Consider the following 14454-nt stretch of genomic DNA (forward strand, 5'->3'; position numbering starts at 1 on the left):
CGCGCCATGTCATCGCCGCCGGAACCCCAGGCGCTGCCCAGCGCGCCCAGCCTCTCCTTCGCCGAAGACCTCTACTACGCGTGGCTCGCCGATCCCAGGTCGGTGGACGGATCCTGGCGCACGTATTTCGAGGGCTTGCCCGCCGCGCCGGGCGCCGCCCCCGCGCCCGCGTCCTTTCCCCGGCGCCGGCCGGACGGCGCCGCCGGCCCGCAGCCCTCGGCGGGCGCGGGCGGCGACGCGGCGTTCCAGGCGAAGGTGGACCGGCTGGTGCAGGCGTACCGGGAGTACGGGCACCTCCGCGCCAACCTCGACCCGCTCGGCCTGGTCCGCCCCGCCGAGCCGTTCGCGCTGGACGCGTTCGGCCTCGGGCCGGCGGACCTCGACCGGCCCTGCGCCGACGCGGACGGCCGCGGCGATCGCACGCTGCGCGACCTGGTGGCGCGGCTGGAGGAGACCTACTGCCGGACCCTGGGCGTCGAGCTCGCCCACATGCACGACCAGGACCTGCGCGGCTGGCTCGAGCAGCGGATGGAGCGCACCAGGAACCGGCTCTCGCTCGCGCCGGACGTGAAGAAGCTCCTGCTCCGCAAGATCGTCGAGGCGGAGAGCCTGGAGCAGTTCCTGGGGACGAAGTTCCTGGGCGCGAAGCGCTTCAGCGTGGAGGGCGCCGAGGGCTTCGTGGCGCTGCTCGAGTTCCTGGTGGACCGGGCCGTCGGCCACGGCGTCCGCAACGTGGTGATCGGCATGGCGCACCGCGGGCGCCTCAACGTGCTCGCGAACGTGGTCGGCAAGCCGCTGCGCCAGATCTTCGCCGAGTTCCGCGACAACGCCATCGTCAACGCGACCGGCGGCGACGTGAAGTACCACCTCGGCCACTCGACCGACCGCGAGACGCCGGACGGCGTGCTCGTGCACCTGTCGCTCGCGTTCAACCCGAGCCACCTCGAGTGGATCGACACGGTGGTGCAGGGGCGCGTGCGCGCCAAGCAGGACCGCTACCACGACTTCGAGCGCGTCCGCTCCCTGCCGGTGCTGGTGCACGGGGACGCGGCGTTCGCCGGCCAGGGCATCGTGGCCGAGGCGCTCAACATGTCGCAGCTCGAGGCCTACGGCGTGGGCGGCACCATCCACGTCATCGTGAACAACCAGGTGGGCTTCACCACCTCGCCGCGCGACGCGCGCTCCACCACCTACTGCACCGGCCCGGCCCGGATGCTCCAGATCCCCATCATCCACGTGAACGGGGAGGACCTGGAGGCGGTGGCGCAGGCGGTGCTGCTCGCCGCCGACTTCCGCCAGCGCTTCCACCGCGACGTGGTCATCGACCTGTGGGCCTACCGCCGCCACGGGCACAACGAGGGCGACGAGCCGTCGTTCACGCAGCCGGTGATGTACCGCGCCATCTCGAAGCGCCCCACGCTCCGGCAGCTCTACGCCGAGGCGCTGGAGCGCGAGGGCTCGGTCACGCGGGCCGAGGTGGACGCGATGGCGGCCGAGTACCGCGCCCGCCTCGACGCGGCCTACCAGGCGTCGGCGCAGATCGCGGTGCAGCCGGGCGCGCAGGAGGCAGGCGGCTTCTGGGCCGGCATCAAGGGCGGCGCGATCACCGGCCCGGAGCCGGAGACCGGGGTGGCCGAGGCGGTGCTCGCCCAGGCCGCGGCCGGGCTCACCCAGGTGCCGCAGGGCTTCCACGTGCACCCGAAGCTCGCCAAGGTGCTCGAGGCGCGCGCCGAGATGGGCCGGGGCGCGCGGCCGCTGGACTGGGCCACCGCCGAGGCGCTCGCGTTCGCCACGCTGGCGCTGGAGGGCCGCCGCGTGCGCCTGGTGGGCCAGGACAGCCGCCGCGGCACGTTCAGCCACCGCCACGCGGTGCTGTACGACCACCAGACCGGCACGCCCTACTCGCCGCTCTCGCACCTGCGCGAGGGGCAGGGCGCGGTGGAGATCCGCGACAGCCTCCTCTCCGAGGCCGCCGCGCTCGGCTACGAGTACGGCTACAGCCTGGAGATGCCGGACGCGCTCACGCTGTGGGAGGCGCAGTTCGGCGACTTCGTGAACGCGGCGCAGGTGATCATCGACCAGTTCCTCTCGTCGGGCGAGGCGAAGTGGAACCGGCTCTCCGGCCTCGCGCTGCTCCTGCCCCACGGCATGGAGGGGCAGGGGCCGGAGCACTCCTCGGCGCGGCTGGAGCGCTTCCTCGAGCTGTCGGTGGACGACAACTGGTACGTGGTGAACGTCACCACGCCCGCGCAGTACTTCCACGCGCTGCGACGCCAGGTGTACTCGCCCTGGCGCAAGCCGCTGGTGGTCATGTCGCCGAAGAGCCTGCTGCGGCACCCGAAGGCCGTGTCGCCGCTCGGCGAGCTCGCCGAGGCGCGCTTCCGCCCGGTGATCGCGGATCCCGTCGCAGACCCGAGCGAGATCACCCGCGTGGTGCTGTGCTCGGGCAAGCTCTACTTCGACCTCGCGGCCGCCCGCGAGGCGCAGGGCGCGCGGCACGTGGCGCTGATCCGGCTGGAGCAGCTCTACCCGCTGCACGCGGACGACATCCTCGACGCCATCGCCGCGTTCCGGCCCGGCGCCGAGATGGTCTGGGCGCAGGAGGAGCCGTCCAACATGGGCGCCTGGGACTACGTGGACCTGCACCTCTCGCCGCGGCTGCCGTCGCGGCTCGACCTCGTCTCTCGCCCGCCGTCGGCCAGCCCGGCGTCCGGCTCCGCCACGCGCCACAAGCTGGAGCAGCAGCAGCTCGTGGCCGAGGCGCTCGGGGACCCCGTCCCCCGCATCCACCGCACCGACACGCGCGCCGCCGCGCACGAGCACTGATCCACCCGGAAGAACACCATGTCCATCCAGCTCAAGGTCCCGAACATCGGCGAATCCGTGCAGACGGCCACCATCGGCACGTGGCTCAAGAAGGAGGGCGAGCCGGTCCAGGCCGACGAGCCCGTGGTGGAGGTGGAGAGCGAGAAGGCCACCGTGGCGGTCCCGGCGCCCGCCGCCGGCGTGCTGCGGAAGGTGCTCCGGCAGTCCGGCGAGACCGTCGCCATCGGCGAGGTGATCGCCGAGCTGGACGAGGGCGGCGCCGCCCAGGCCGCGGGGGCCTCGCCGTTCGGCTCCGGCCCGGTGCCCGGAGGCACCGTCCCCGCCGCCCGCGGCGACGGCGCTCCGGCCCCGGCTCCCGCACCCGCACCCGTCGCTCCCGCACCGGCCCGGGCCGCCGCCCCGGCGCCCGCGCCCGCCGCGCCGCCGCCGGCCGCCCCCGCGCCTGCCGCCGGCGGGTTCCGCGCGTCGCCCTCGGCGCGCCGCAGGATGGCCGAGCTGGGCGTCACGGCCGGGCAGGTGGAGGCGATCGCCGCCGGCGGGCAGATCCGCAGGGACGACGTGGCCCGCGCGCTCGAGGCGCGCCCGGCCGCCCCCGCACCCGCACCCGCGGCCCCGGTCGTGGCCGGCCCGCGCGAGCGCGTGGTCGCCATGACCCCGCTGCGCCGCACGGTGGCGCGCCGGCTGGTCGAGGCGCAGCACACCGCGGCGCTGCTCACCACCTTCAACGAGGTGGACATGTCGCGCGTGCTCGCGCTCCGCGAGCAGCACGGCGAGGCGTTCCTGAAGAAGCACGGCGTGAAGCTCGGCTTCATGTCGTTCTTCGTGAAGGCGTCGATCGAGGCGCTGCGCGCCTACCCCGGCGTGAACGGCGAGATCCGCGGCGACAGCATCGTCTACAAGGACCACTACGACGTCGGCGTGGCGGTGGGCGGCGGCAAGGGCCTGGTGGTCCCGGTGATCCGCGACGCGGACGCGCTCTCCTTCGCCGAGGTCGAGGCGACCATCGGCGAGCTGGCGAAGAAGGCGAAGGAGAACCGCATCACCATGGAGGACCTCGCCGGCGGCACGTTCACCATCTCGAACGGCGGCATCTACGGCTCGATGCTCTCGACGCCCATCATCAACCCGCCGCAGTCGGGCATCCTCGGCCTGCACAAGATCCAGAAGCGCGCGGTGGTGGACGCCGACGACCAGGTGGTGGTCCGCCCGATGATGTACCTGGCGCTCTCGTACGATCACCGGCTGGTGGACGGCCGCGAGGCGGTCTCGTTCCTCGTGAAGGTGAAGGAGTGCATCGAGGATCCGGAGCGGATGCTGCTGGAGGTGTGACGCGCGCACCCGCGCGGCGTCACGTCGCGTGGAGCGTCGCGTCGGCCGCGGGCCGGCCCTGTCCGACGAGGTCGAGCAGCGCGAGCGCGTCGCGCACGGCGTCGCCGTGCAGGTCGTTGTTGAAGTAGATCCACGCGGCGCGCCCGCGCGCCGACCAGCCGAGCAGGTCGCGCGCCACCGGCGCCAGCGCCTCGCGCCCGTAGCGGCCGTGGTACCTGCCGGTGGTGCCGTGGAAGCGAAGGTAGCGCCAGCCGCCGGTCGGGCGGGGGGGAGGGCTCGGCAGGAGGTCGTGCTCGCAGAACGCGGCGCCGTGCGCGTCCAGCACCGCGCAGGCCTCCTCGACGTACCAGCGCGCGTCCCGCACCTCCAGCGCGTGCCGCCCCGGCGGCAGGCGCGAGAGGAAGCGGTCCAGCCGCTCCAGGTCCGGCTTCATGCCGGGCGGGAGCTGCCACAGGACCGGCCCGAGCTTCGGCCCGAGCGGCGCGAGCGGCGCGAAGAAGCGGTCCAGCCCGCGCTCGGTGTCGAGCAGCCGCTTCATGTGCGTGAGGTAGCGCGAGCCCTTCACCGCGAAGCGGAACCGGGCCGGCACCACCGCCCGCCAGCGCGCCGCCGCCTCGGCCGTGGGGAGCCGGTAGAACGTGGCGTTCAGCTCGACCGTGTCGAACAGGGCGGCGTAGCGCGGGAGCCAGGCGCGGGCCGGGAGGTCGTCCGGGTAGAGCACGCCGCGCCAGTGGCGGTACTGGAAGCCGCTCGTGCCGACCCGGATCACCGCCGCCCCCCGCCCCGCGCCGGCTCGTCCACCGGCGCGGCGCCCACCGCGGCGAGGTGCGCGTCGCCGAGCGGCCGGGCGGCGCGCGCCCAGCCGGCCCACGGATCCGCGCCGAGCCGCGCCAGCCGTCGCGGGACGGTCCGCGCGTCCAGGCGCTCCGGTCGCAGCCGCGGCCCCAGCTCGTCCCAGGCCACCGGCACCGAGGCGGGCGCGCCCGGCCGCGCGCGCAGCGAGAACGCGGCCACCGAGGTGTTGGTCCGGTTGTTCCGCAGGTAGTCGAGGAGGATCCTCCGCTCGCGCCCGGCGCGCGCGAACGCCACCGTGAACGCGCGCGGCTCGTGGCGCGCCACCGTGGCGGCGAGCCCGCGCGCGAACGCGAGGCAGTCCTCCCAGCGCCGCCGCGGCACCAGCGGCGTCACCACGTGCAGCCCCGCGCCGCCGGTGGTCTTCACGAACGCGGCGAGGCCCAGCGCCTCCAGCGCCGAGCGCAGCAGCCGCGCCGCGCGCACCACCTCGCGCCACGGGACCTCCGGTCCCGGGTCGAGGTCGAGCACGATCCGGTCCGGCTGCTCCAGCGCCTCCACCGTCGAGTTCCAGGTGTGCAGCTCGAGGACGTCCATCTGCACGAGCGCGAGCAGCGCGGCGCGATCGTCGGCGATCAGGTACTCGCCCACCTTGGTCTTCTCCTGGATGCGGATCCGACGCACGGCGGGCGGCGCCCAGGTCTTCGAGTGCTTCATGAAGCGGCACGCGCCGGTGATGCCCTCCGGGCAGTGGAACAGGGTGAGCGGGCGGCCGCGCAGGTGCGGCACCATCGCGCCGGCCACCGCGTCGTAGTACCGGGCCACGTCGGCCTTCGTGAGCGCGGCCCGCCCCTCGCCCGGGAACATGGTGCGCTCCGGGTGCGAGAGCCGGACGCCGCCTATCACCACCTCGCCGGCGGCGCCCGCCGCCGCGCGGCGCCGGGCGCGACCCGCGGCGGTCGGCGCGGGCGCAGGCGCCGGTGGGGCCGGCGGCGCCGGTGGCGCGCCGGCGCCGGGGACCTCGCGCACCACGTCCGCGGCGCGCTTGTCCTCGCGCAGCCCCTGGAACGACGGGTGGCGCACCTTCCCGTCGTCGGTCCACTCGGTGAACGCCACCTCGGCCACCAGCTCCGGCCGCACCCAGTGCGCGATCCGCCCGAGCGCGCCGGGCGGCCGCGGCGTGAACGGCGGGTCGGCGCGCTCCAGGCGGTCGAGGCGCGCGCGCAGCGCCCGCGCCGACGCCTGGGTGAAGCCGGTGCCGACCTTCCCGGCGAAGCGCAGCGCGCCGCCCTCGTGGAAGCCCACCAGCAGCGCCCCGATGCCCTGGCGGCTGCCCTCGGGATCGGTGAACCCGCCGATCACCAGCTCCTGGCGCGCGAGGCACTTCGCCTTCGTCCAGGTGGTGTTCCGCCCGGGCCGGTAGGGCGCGTCGGCGCGCTTCGAGACGATCCCCTCCAGGCCGAGGCGGCACGCCTCGCGGAGCACCTCGGCGCCGGGCGCCTCCACGTGCGGCGCGTACCGGAGCACGGCGCCGCGCGCGCCGAGGAGCCGGCGCAGGGCGTCCTTGCGCTCGCGCAGCGGCCGCCCGGACAGGTCCTCGCCGTCCAGCCAGAGCAGATCGAACACGAAGTAGGCGAGCGAGCGGCGGCCGCCGGAGAACGCCTGCTGGAGCGCCTGGAAGCTGGTCCGGCCGCCGGGCAGCACCGCCGCCACCTCGCCGTCGAGGAGCGCGCTCCGCGCCGGCAGCGCCTCGGCCGCCCGCGCCACCTCGGGGAACTGCGCGGTCCAGTCGTTGCCGCGCCGGCTCCAGAGCGTGGCGCGCCCGCCCTCCAGCGCGCAGCCGATCCGGTAGCCGTCGTACTTCGTCTCGTGGACCCAGCCGCCGCCCGCCGGCGGCGCCGCGACGAGCGTCGCGAGCTGGGCGCGGTAGGTCGGGACGGGCGCGCGGGCCACGCGGGAAAGCTCACCACCCCCGGCGTGGCGGGGCAAGCGGCGCCCCCGGCGGGCGCCGGCGGGGCGGGCCGGCATCCAGGGGCGCGCCGCCGCGCCGGAGCGTCAGCCGTCGATCGGGCTGAGGTACGTGATGGCGATGAGCGCCAGCCCGAGCTGAGGCATGACCGGCTGGTCGAGGTCGGCCGCCTCGCCGCGCAGCCGCACGCCGGGCTGGGCCCGGGCCTCCTCCAGGCGGCAGTCGATCAGGTTGCCGTTGAACCGGCACACCTTGCCGCCGGGCCCGGGAAGGCCGGGGCCGGGCCGGAAGCGCAGGCGGATCTTGAGGTCGCCGAGGTTCCCGAGCACCGCCAGCTCCTTGCCCCAGCGGAGGAAGTGCAGGTCCGCGCCCGGGGCGGTCAGGCGTCCGTCGGCCCCCGGCTTGAGGATGTAGTTGCGGCCGACCAGCGTGCCGGCCCAGGTGCCGTCCGGCCGCCGCGTCATGTTCACCCGCGGTCCCACCACGCGCCAGGCGTTGAACGAGGTGCTCTCTCCCCGGGTCTGGATCTCGCCGGTGGGCACGTACTCCTCCGGCGGCTCGCCGGGCGGCGTCGGGGAGAGCGAGAGCGGCTGGGTGGAGGCGCCGGCGCAGGAGAGCGCGAGCGCGGCGGCGGCGGCGGCGGCGACGGATGGGCGCATGCCCGCGAGCTTACCTCGCCGTTTTCACTCCGCGGAAGCCCGCCCGCCGGATCGGCGGCGGCGTGGCGCAGCCGCCACCGCGGGGACGTGCGCTACGGGTTCGGGTCGCGGACCTGGAGGTGCTCCGACGGCGCGCTGACGCCCTCGATGTACATGATCGAGAGCAGCGCCAGCCCGAGCTGCGGCATCACCGGCGCGTCCAGGTTCGCCGCCTCGCCGTGCAGCCGGATGCCGGGCATCTCGCGCGACTCCTTCTCGCGGCAGTCCACCAGGTTCCCGCGGAACTGGCACGTCTTGCCGCGCACCGTCGGCACGCCGGGGCCCGGGTGGAAGCGCACGCGCACGCGCAGGTCGCCGAGGTTCCCGAGCACGGCGAGCTCCTCGCCCCACCGCACGAAGTGCAGGTCCGCGCCCGGCGCGGTCAGGCTGCCGTCGGCGCCCGGCTTCAGGATGTAGTTGCGGCCGACCAGCGTCCCGGCCCAGCTCCCGTCGGCGCGGCGGCTCATCTGCACCCGCGGGCCCACCACCTGCCAGGCGTTGAACGAGGTGCTCTCACCACGGGTCAGCACCTCGCCGGTGGGCGCGTAGTCCACCGGGATCGTGCCCTGGGGGAGCGGCGAGAGGGGGAGCGGCTTCGTGCCCATGCCCGCGCAGGAGAGCGCGAGGAGGGCGGCGGCGGCGGCGGGCAGGTGGGTGCGCATGCGGCGGAGCTTACCGCGGCGTATTCACCGAGGGGAAGGAGCCCAGCCCGGTCGGACCGGGTCCCTGGTCGCCGGATCAGCGCCGTCGCGGGGCCGGGGGCGCGGCGGTCCGCGGGTCCTCGGGCCAGGCGTGGCGCGGGTAGCGCCGCGAGAGCTCGCGCCGGAGCGCCGGGTAGTGGCGATCCCAGAAGCCGGCCAGATCGGTGGTGACCTGCACCGCGCGCTGGTTCGGCGCGAGCAGGTGCAGGACCAGCGGGACGCGTCCCCCCGCCGCGGCGGGGCCCTGCGCGAGGCCGAAGAAGTCCTGCAGGCGGCTCTCGATCCAGGGCGGCTTGCCGGCCTCGTAGTGGATCCGGACGGTCCGCCCGCCCGGCAGCGTCACCCGCTCCGGCGCCAGCCGCTCCAGCGCCGCCCGCGCCCGCGGCTCGAGCCGGCCGAGCAGCGCGCCGGGGAGATCCGCCTCGCGCAGCTCCGCGAAGCTCCGCCGGCCGCGCGCCGCCTCGCGCAGCGCGGCGGCCAGCTCCGCCTCGCCCGGCGCGGCCAGGCCCGCCTCCGGCGCGTGCTCCGCCGCGAACGCCATCCGCGCCACCAGCGCGTCGAGCGCGCCCTCCGGCGCGAACGTCCGCGCGCCCCGCGCCAGCGCCTGCGCGGCGAGCGCGTCCGCGACGGCGTCGGGATCCGGCCGCGCCGCGCGCGCCTCCTCCAGCACGAGGTCGCGGTAGAGCAGCCGCTCGGCCACCTCGATCCGCTCGGCCTGCGCGTTCCACTGGACCGCCTCGTCGTAGCGGAGCGCCTCCGGGAACAGGTCGAGCAGCAGCTCCTGCGTCACCGCGCTGGCGAGCCGCACCCGCGCCTCGGCCGCCCGCGCGCCCGGCGCGCGCCGGTCGCCCCGCCGCGCCTCCGCGTCCACCGCCACCAGCAGCGGCGCCTCGCGCACGACGCTGGCCGGGTCGAGCCGGGCGCTCCCGCCGCCGACCAGCACCACCTCGTCCGAGCCCGGCGCGCGCCGGCGCGCCACGCGATCCGGGTAGGCGGCCAGCGTGGCGCGCAGCAGCGCCGCCTCGCGGGCCGGCGCGTCGCCGGGGGCGGGCGGGGGGGCGGCGCGCGGCAGCGACCGGGCCAGCCGCTGGAGCTGGCGGCGGCTCCGCTCCACCGCCTGCGCCGCGCCCGGGCTCACGCCCATGCGCCGCAGCCGGTCGGGATCGAAGCGCGCCCGGGCCGCCTCCTCGAACGCCTGCGCCAGCTCGAGCAGGTCGGACGGGCCGGTGGGCGGGAGCGCCGACCCCTCCAGCGCGCGGCGCTCGCGCAGGTCGCGCTCGCCGAGCAGCGCCGCGAGCACCGCGCCGTCGTCCGGCACGCCGCGCGCGGCCGCCTCCACCAGCAGCCGCCCGAGCCGCGGGTGGAGCGGGAAGCGGAGCATGGCGCGGCCGGCCGCGGTGGGCGCGCCGGCGGCGTCCACCGCGCCGAGGTCCGCGAGCAGCGCGCGCGCCGCCTCGAGCGCGGGGGCGGGCGGCGGCTCCAGCCACTCGAGGTCCGCGGCCGCCCCCAGGCCGGCCAGCGCCAGCAGCGTCTCCGACAGGTCCTCGCGCAGGACCTCCGGGACCTCGAACTCCGGCCGGGCGTCGTGGTCGTGCCGCGTGTAGAGCCGCACCGCGCGCCCGGGCCGCGTGCGGCCGGCGCGCCCGGCCCGCTGCGCCGCCGAGGCGCGGCTGATCTTCTTCACCTCGAGCGTGGGCAGGCCGGACCAGGGCGAGTGCGAGGCGATGCGGGCCAGGCCCGAGTCCACCACCGCCACCACGCCGTCGATGGTGATCGAGGTCTCGGCCACGTTGGTGGAGAGGATCACCTTCGGGCGCGGCCCGGGCCGGACGGCGCGATCCTGCTCGTCCGGCGGCAGGTCGCCGTGCAGCGGCAGCACGTCCACGTCGGCGGTCGCGGCCCAGGCCGCCAGCGCCTCTCTCGCGCGCCGGATCTCGGCCGCGCCGGGCAGGAACACGAGCACGTCCCCGTCGACGCCCTCGCGGTGCAGCCGGCGCACCGCCCGCGCCACCCGCTCCTCGAGCCGCAGGTCCGGCGCGGCCGCCTCCTCCGGCGAGAGGTGCTCCACCGCGACCTCGAAGCGGCGCCCCTCGGAGCGGAGCGCCGGCGCGCCCAGGAACGCCGCCACGGGCCCGGCGTCGAGCGTCGCCGACATGGCCACCAGCTTCAGGTCGGGGCGGGTGGTGCGCTGCAGCCGCCGCAGGAACGCGAGCGCCAGGTCGCCCTGCAGGTGCCGCTCGTGCAGCTCGTCGAGGACCACCGCGCCCACGCCGGGGAGCGCGGGCTCGGACAGGAGCCGCCGCGTGAGCAGCCCCTCGGTCACGTAGCGGATGCGGGTGCGCGGGCCGGCCACCTCGTCGAAGCGCACCTGGTAGCCGACCGTCTCCCCCGGCCGCTCGCCCAGCTCCTCGGCCACCCGCCGGGCGGCCATGCGGGCCGCGAGCCGCCGGGGCTCGAGCACCACCACCTCGCCCGCGCCGGCCAGCCCGGCCTCGTGCACCGCGCGCGGCACGCGGGTGGTCTTCCCCGCGCCGGGGGGCGCCTCGATCACGAGCGACGGGCCGGCGCGGAGCGCCGCGATCACCTCGGGGAGGAGCGGGTCGATGGGGAGCGGCTGCACCGGCCCCTTCTAACCCGGCGCGGGGAGGAGGAGAACCGTTCCGGGGGCGCCGGGGGGCGCGCTTGACAGCTCCGGGCGCGGACTTACGTGAATGGGCGAGGGCGCGAGGCGGCGCACCGAGTTCCGAGCCCCGCCGCCGCACGCCCGGGCCATTCCGACCACCACGTACCAGCGCGCGGCCGCGATCCGTCCGCGCGAGGAGGACACGACCATGCTGACCCTGCTCAGGAACCCCGATCCCGGCTTCGCCGCGCTCTCTGCCGAGGTGAGCCGGCTCATGAACGACATCACCCAGCCCGGCGCCCGGGGCTACGGCCTGGCGCCCAGCGCGGACATCGTCGAGACCGAGGCCGGCTTCCAGGTGGTGCTCGACCTGCCGGGCCTCGACCCGGCGGCCATCAAGCTCGACATCGAGAACGACACGCTCACCGTGCAGGCCGACCGCAAGCAGCCCGCGCTCGCCGACGGCGCGACCCTGCACCGGAGCGAGCGGCGCTTCGGCACCTTCTTCCGGGCGTTCACGCTCCCGAAGACCGTGGACGGCGCGCGCGTCGAGGCGCGCTACGACGCCGGCGTCCTGACCGTCACGCTGCCGAAGCGCGACGAGGCGAAGCCGCGGACCATCGCGGTGCAGGTGAAGTAGCGCTGGCCCGAGCCTCCGGAAGCACGAAGCCCCTGCCGTCGCGGTGACGGCAGGGGCTGTTGCGTCTTGCGGCTTCGCTGCGAGCGGGGTGGCCCGCTTGCCGTGAGCGTCCCTCGACTCCGCGCGGGCCCGGTGGCCCGCGCCACGCTCGGGGCGAGCGGACGGAGTCGGATGGCGGCGCTACGCCGGCTCGGGCACCGGCTTCGGCGCCGGGGCGGCGACCGTCAGCACCAGCTTCGCGCCCTCCGCGTCCACGTCCACGCGGACCGTGCCGCCGGCGGCGAGGTCGCCGAACAGGATCCGCTCGGCGAGCGGCTTCTTCAGCTCGTTCTGGATGAGCCGCGCCATGGGGCGGGCGCCCATCTTGCGGTCGAAGCCGTGCTCGGCGAGCCAGGCCCGGCCCTCGGCGGTGAGCTCGATGCGGACCTTCTTCTCCGCGAGCTGCCCCTCCAGCTCCTTCACCATCTTGTCCACCACCCGCAGGATCACCTCGGGGGCGAGGGAGTCGAACGCCACCCACGCGTCGAGCCGGTTGCGGAACTCGGGCGTGAAGGTGCGCTCGATGGCGTTGCGGGCGTTGCCCGGATCCGACTGGTCGGTCCCGAAGCCGACGCGGCGGGCGGCCAGCTCGTGCGCGCCGGCGTTGGTGGTCATCACCAGCACCACGTGGCGGAAGTCGGCCTTGCGCCCGTTGTTGTCGGTGAGCGTGGCGTGATCCATCACCTGGAGCAGCAGGTTGTAGATGTCCGGGTGGGCCTTCTCGATCTCGTCGAGCAGCAGCACCGCGTACGGCGTCTTGCGGATCGCGTCGGTGAGCAGGCCGCCCTGGTCGAAGCCCACGTAGCCCGGGGGCGCGCCGATGAGCCGGGAGACGGTGTGCTTCTCCTGGTACTCGGTCATGTCGAAGCGCAGGAACTCGACCCCGAGGATGCGGGCGAGCTGCTTCGCCAGCTCGGTCTTGCCCACCCCGGTGGGCCCGGAGAACAGGAAGCTGCCGATGGGCTTCTCGGGCGACGCGAGGCCCGAGCGCGAGAGCTTGATGGCGCTGGCGATGGCGTCGATGGCCTGGTCCTGCCCGTAGATGACCTTCCGCAGCTCGGGCACGAGGCTGCGGAGCTGCGCCTGGTCGTCCGCCGAGACGGTGCGCTCGGGGATCTTGGCGATCTTCGCGACCACCCGCTCCACGTCGCGGCCGGTGATGCGGCGGTGCCGCCGGGCCTCCGGGCGCATCCGGTCGCGCGCGCCGGCCTCGTCGAGCACGTCGATGGCCTTGTCCGGCAGCTGCCGGTCGTTGATGTGCTTCGCCGACAGCTCGGCGGCGGCCCGGAGCGCGCGCGGCGTGTACTCCACGCCGTGGTGCTCCTCGTAGACCTTCTTCAGGCCGCGCAGGATCTTGACCGTGTCCTCGACCGACGGCTCGTGCACCTCGATCTTCTGGAAGCGGCGGGCGAGCGCGTGGTCGCGCTCGAACGTCTGCTTGTAGTCGTGGAACGTGGTCGAGCCGATGCAGCGCAGCTCGCCGGAGGCGAGCGCCGGCTTGAGGAGGTTCGACGCGTCCATCGAGGAGCCGGTGGTGGCGCCGGCGCCGACGATGGTGTGGATCTCGTCGATGAACAGGATCGCGTTGGGGGTCTTCTTCACCCCGGCGATGACGCCCTTCAGCCGCTGCTCGAACTCGCCGCGGAACTTGGTGCCGGCGAGCAGCGCGCCCATGTCGAGCGAGTAGATCGCCGCCTTCTCCAGCACCGCCGGGACCTTCTTCTCGTGGATGCGGAGCGCCAGCCCCTCCACGATGGCGGTCTTGCCCACGCCCGGCTCGCCCACGAACACCGGGTTGTTCTTGCGGCGGCGGCAGAGCACCTGGATGGTCCGCTCGATCTCGGCGTCGCGGCCGATGAGCGGGTCGATCTGGCCCTGCGCGGCGCGCTCGACCAGGTTCACCGTGAACGTGCGGAACGGATCCTTCACCGGGCGCGGGGCGCCCTCGTCGCCGTCGCCCTCGCCCTCGGCGCCGCCCGGCGAGTCCTCGCCGTCCTTGCTCACGCCGTGGGAGATGTACTGGAGGATGTCGAGGCGGCGGACGCCCTGCTTCTCGAGCAGGTAGACCGCGTGCGAGCCGCGCTCGCGCGTGATGGCGACGAGCACGTCGCCCGCGTTCAGCTCGGTGCGGCCCGACCCCTGCACGTGCCAGGCGGCGCGCTGGAGCACCCGCTGGAACGCGGCGGTCTGCTCGGGATCCTGGCCGGCGGCCACCGACTCGAGCGTCCGGTCGAGGTACTCCTCCAGCTCGCGCTCGAGCAGCTTCAGGTCGGCGCCGCAGGCGAGCAGCACCTCGGACGCGACCTTGTCCTTGGTCATGGCGTGGAGCAGGTGCTCCAGCGTCACGTACTCGTGGCGCCGGCGGCGGGCCTCGCCCACCGCGGCCTGGAGGGTCTGCTGCAGCTCCTTGGACACCGTCACCATCGCTACTCCGGCTCGATCGTCACGAGCAGCGGGTATTCCGCCTCGCGCGCCAGGTCCATCGTCTTCCGCGCCTTCGTCTCGGCGATCTCGTAGGGATAGATACCGGCGACCCCCACCCCGTGCATGTGAACGTGGAGCATGATCCGGTGGGCGGACTCCGGGTCGTGGTTGAAGACCGTCATCAGGACGAAATCGACGAACTCCTGCGTCGTGTAATGATCGTTGTGCAGCAGCACCCTGTACAGCGGCGGGCGCTTCGTCTCCCGCTCCGCGCGCGTCTTGGGGACGACGACCTCGGTATCGCCCCCGGGACGGGTTCGTTCAGCCATGGCCGTCCATTCTAATGCGTCCGGCGGACCCGGCGCGCACCCGCAGGCCCCCTGCGCGCGGGCCCGGGGCTCCCCCGCAGGACC

General features: G+C 75.4%; 10 protein-coding genes. 3 read left to right on the forward strand and 7 right to left on the reverse strand.

What is annotated here, in order from left to right; translation table 11 throughout:
• Positions 1-6: 6 nt before the first annotated feature.
• Both ANAEK_RS04130 and odhB read left to right on the forward strand, forming a co-directional pair.
• Positions 7-2826 (forward strand): 2-oxoglutarate dehydrogenase E1 component, encoded by a 2820-nt coding sequence (locus ANAEK_RS04130; protein WP_012524892.1) that lies wholly within the window; start codon positions 7-9, stop codon positions 2824-2826.
• Positions 2827-2844: 18 nt separating this feature from the next.
• A complete protein-coding gene (odhB, locus tag ANAEK_RS04135; protein WP_012524893.1) occupies positions 2845-4155 on the forward strand; it encodes a 2-oxoglutarate dehydrogenase complex dihydrolipoyllysine-residue succinyltransferase in 1311 nt (436 codons plus the stop codon).
• A gap of 19 nt (positions 4156-4174) precedes the next feature.
• On the opposite strand, the gene ANAEK_RS04140 is transcribed toward odhB, so the two are convergent.
• From ANAEK_RS04140 to hrpB, 5 genes are all read right to left on the reverse strand, one after another.
• On the reverse strand, positions 4175-4924 hold the full coding sequence (locus tag ANAEK_RS04140; RefSeq protein ID WP_012524894.1) for a DUF72 domain-containing protein: 750 nt from the start codon (positions 4922-4924) through the stop codon (positions 4175-4177).
• Positions 4921-6900: a DNA ligase D gene (gene ligD, locus ANAEK_RS04145; protein ID WP_198137458.1), complete on the reverse strand. Its 1980-nt coding sequence runs from the start codon at positions 6898-6900 to the stop codon at positions 4921-4923. Before ligD ends, ANAEK_RS04140 begins: the two co-directional genes overlap by 4 nt.
• A gap of 102 nt (positions 6901-7002) precedes the next feature.
• Complete coding sequence (locus ANAEK_RS04150; RefSeq protein WP_012524896.1) at positions 7003-7575, reverse strand: hypothetical protein; 573 nt, start codon at positions 7573-7575, stop codon at positions 7003-7005.
• 92 nt (positions 7576-7667) lie between these two features.
• Positions 7668-8276: a hypothetical protein gene (locus tag ANAEK_RS04155; RefSeq protein ID WP_012524897.1), complete on the reverse strand. Its 609-nt coding sequence runs from the start codon at positions 8274-8276 to the stop codon at positions 7668-7670.
• A gap of 76 nt (positions 8277-8352) precedes the next feature.
• Entirely contained in the window at positions 8353-10935 is a 2583-nt protein-coding gene (hrpB, locus tag ANAEK_RS04160; protein ID WP_012524898.1) for an ATP-dependent helicase HrpB, read from the reverse strand.
• 211 nt (positions 10936-11146) lie between these two features.
• Between hrpB and ANAEK_RS04165 the strand changes: the two genes are divergently transcribed.
• Positions 11147-11578, forward strand: a complete 432-nt coding sequence (locus ANAEK_RS04165; RefSeq protein WP_012524899.1) for an Hsp20/alpha crystallin family protein — start codon at positions 11147-11149, stop codon at positions 11576-11578.
• Positions 11579-11758: 180 nt separating this feature from the next.
• Here the strand turns inward: ANAEK_RS04165 and clpA are convergent, their stop codons facing one another.
• Together clpA and ANAEK_RS04175 are read right to left on the reverse strand one after the other, a co-directional pair.
• Complete coding sequence (gene clpA / locus ANAEK_RS04170; protein ID WP_012524900.1) at positions 11759-14041, reverse strand: ATP-dependent Clp protease ATP-binding subunit ClpA; 2283 nt, start codon at positions 14039-14041, stop codon at positions 11759-11761.
• Between the two features lie 2 nt (positions 14042-14043).
• A complete protein-coding gene (locus ANAEK_RS04175) occupies positions 14044-14370 on the reverse strand; it encodes an ATP-dependent Clp protease adaptor ClpS (RefSeq protein ID WP_012524901.1) in 327 nt (108 codons plus the stop codon).
• Between the last annotated feature and the right edge of the window lie 84 nt (positions 14371-14454).

This window comes from Anaeromyxobacter sp. K, assembly GCF_000020805.1.
Classification (GTDB): domain Bacteria; phylum Myxococcota; class Myxococcia; order Myxococcales; family Anaeromyxobacteraceae; genus Anaeromyxobacter; species Anaeromyxobacter dehalogenans.

Excerpts from the sequence above, each read along its gene's own strand:
- ANAEK_RS04130 (WP_012524892.1), top strand. The coding sequence starts at position 7 with ATGTCATCGCCGCCGGAACCCCAGGCGCTGCCCAGCGCGCCCAGCCTC.
- odhB (WP_012524893.1), top strand. The coding sequence starts at position 2,845 with ATGTCCATCCAGCTCAAGGTCCCGAACATCGGCGAATCCGTGCAGACG.
- ANAEK_RS04150 (WP_012524896.1), bottom strand. The coding sequence starts at position 7,575 with ATGCGCCCATCCGTCGCCGCCGCCGCCGCCGCCGCGCTCGCGCTCTCC.
- ANAEK_RS04155 (WP_012524897.1), bottom strand. The coding sequence starts at position 8,276 with ATGCGCACCCACCTGCCCGCCGCCGCCGCCGCCCTCCTCGCGCTCTCC.
- ANAEK_RS04165 (WP_012524899.1), top strand. The coding sequence starts at position 11,147 with ATGCTGACCCTGCTCAGGAACCCCGATCCCGGCTTCGCCGCGCTCTCT.
- clpA (WP_012524900.1), bottom strand. The coding sequence starts at position 14,041 with ATGGTGACGGTGTCCAAGGAGCTGCAGCAGACCCTCCAGGCCGCGGTG.
- ANAEK_RS04175 (WP_012524901.1), bottom strand. The coding sequence starts at position 14,370 with ATGGCTGAACGAACCCGTCCCGGGGGCGATACCGAGGTCGTCGTCCCC.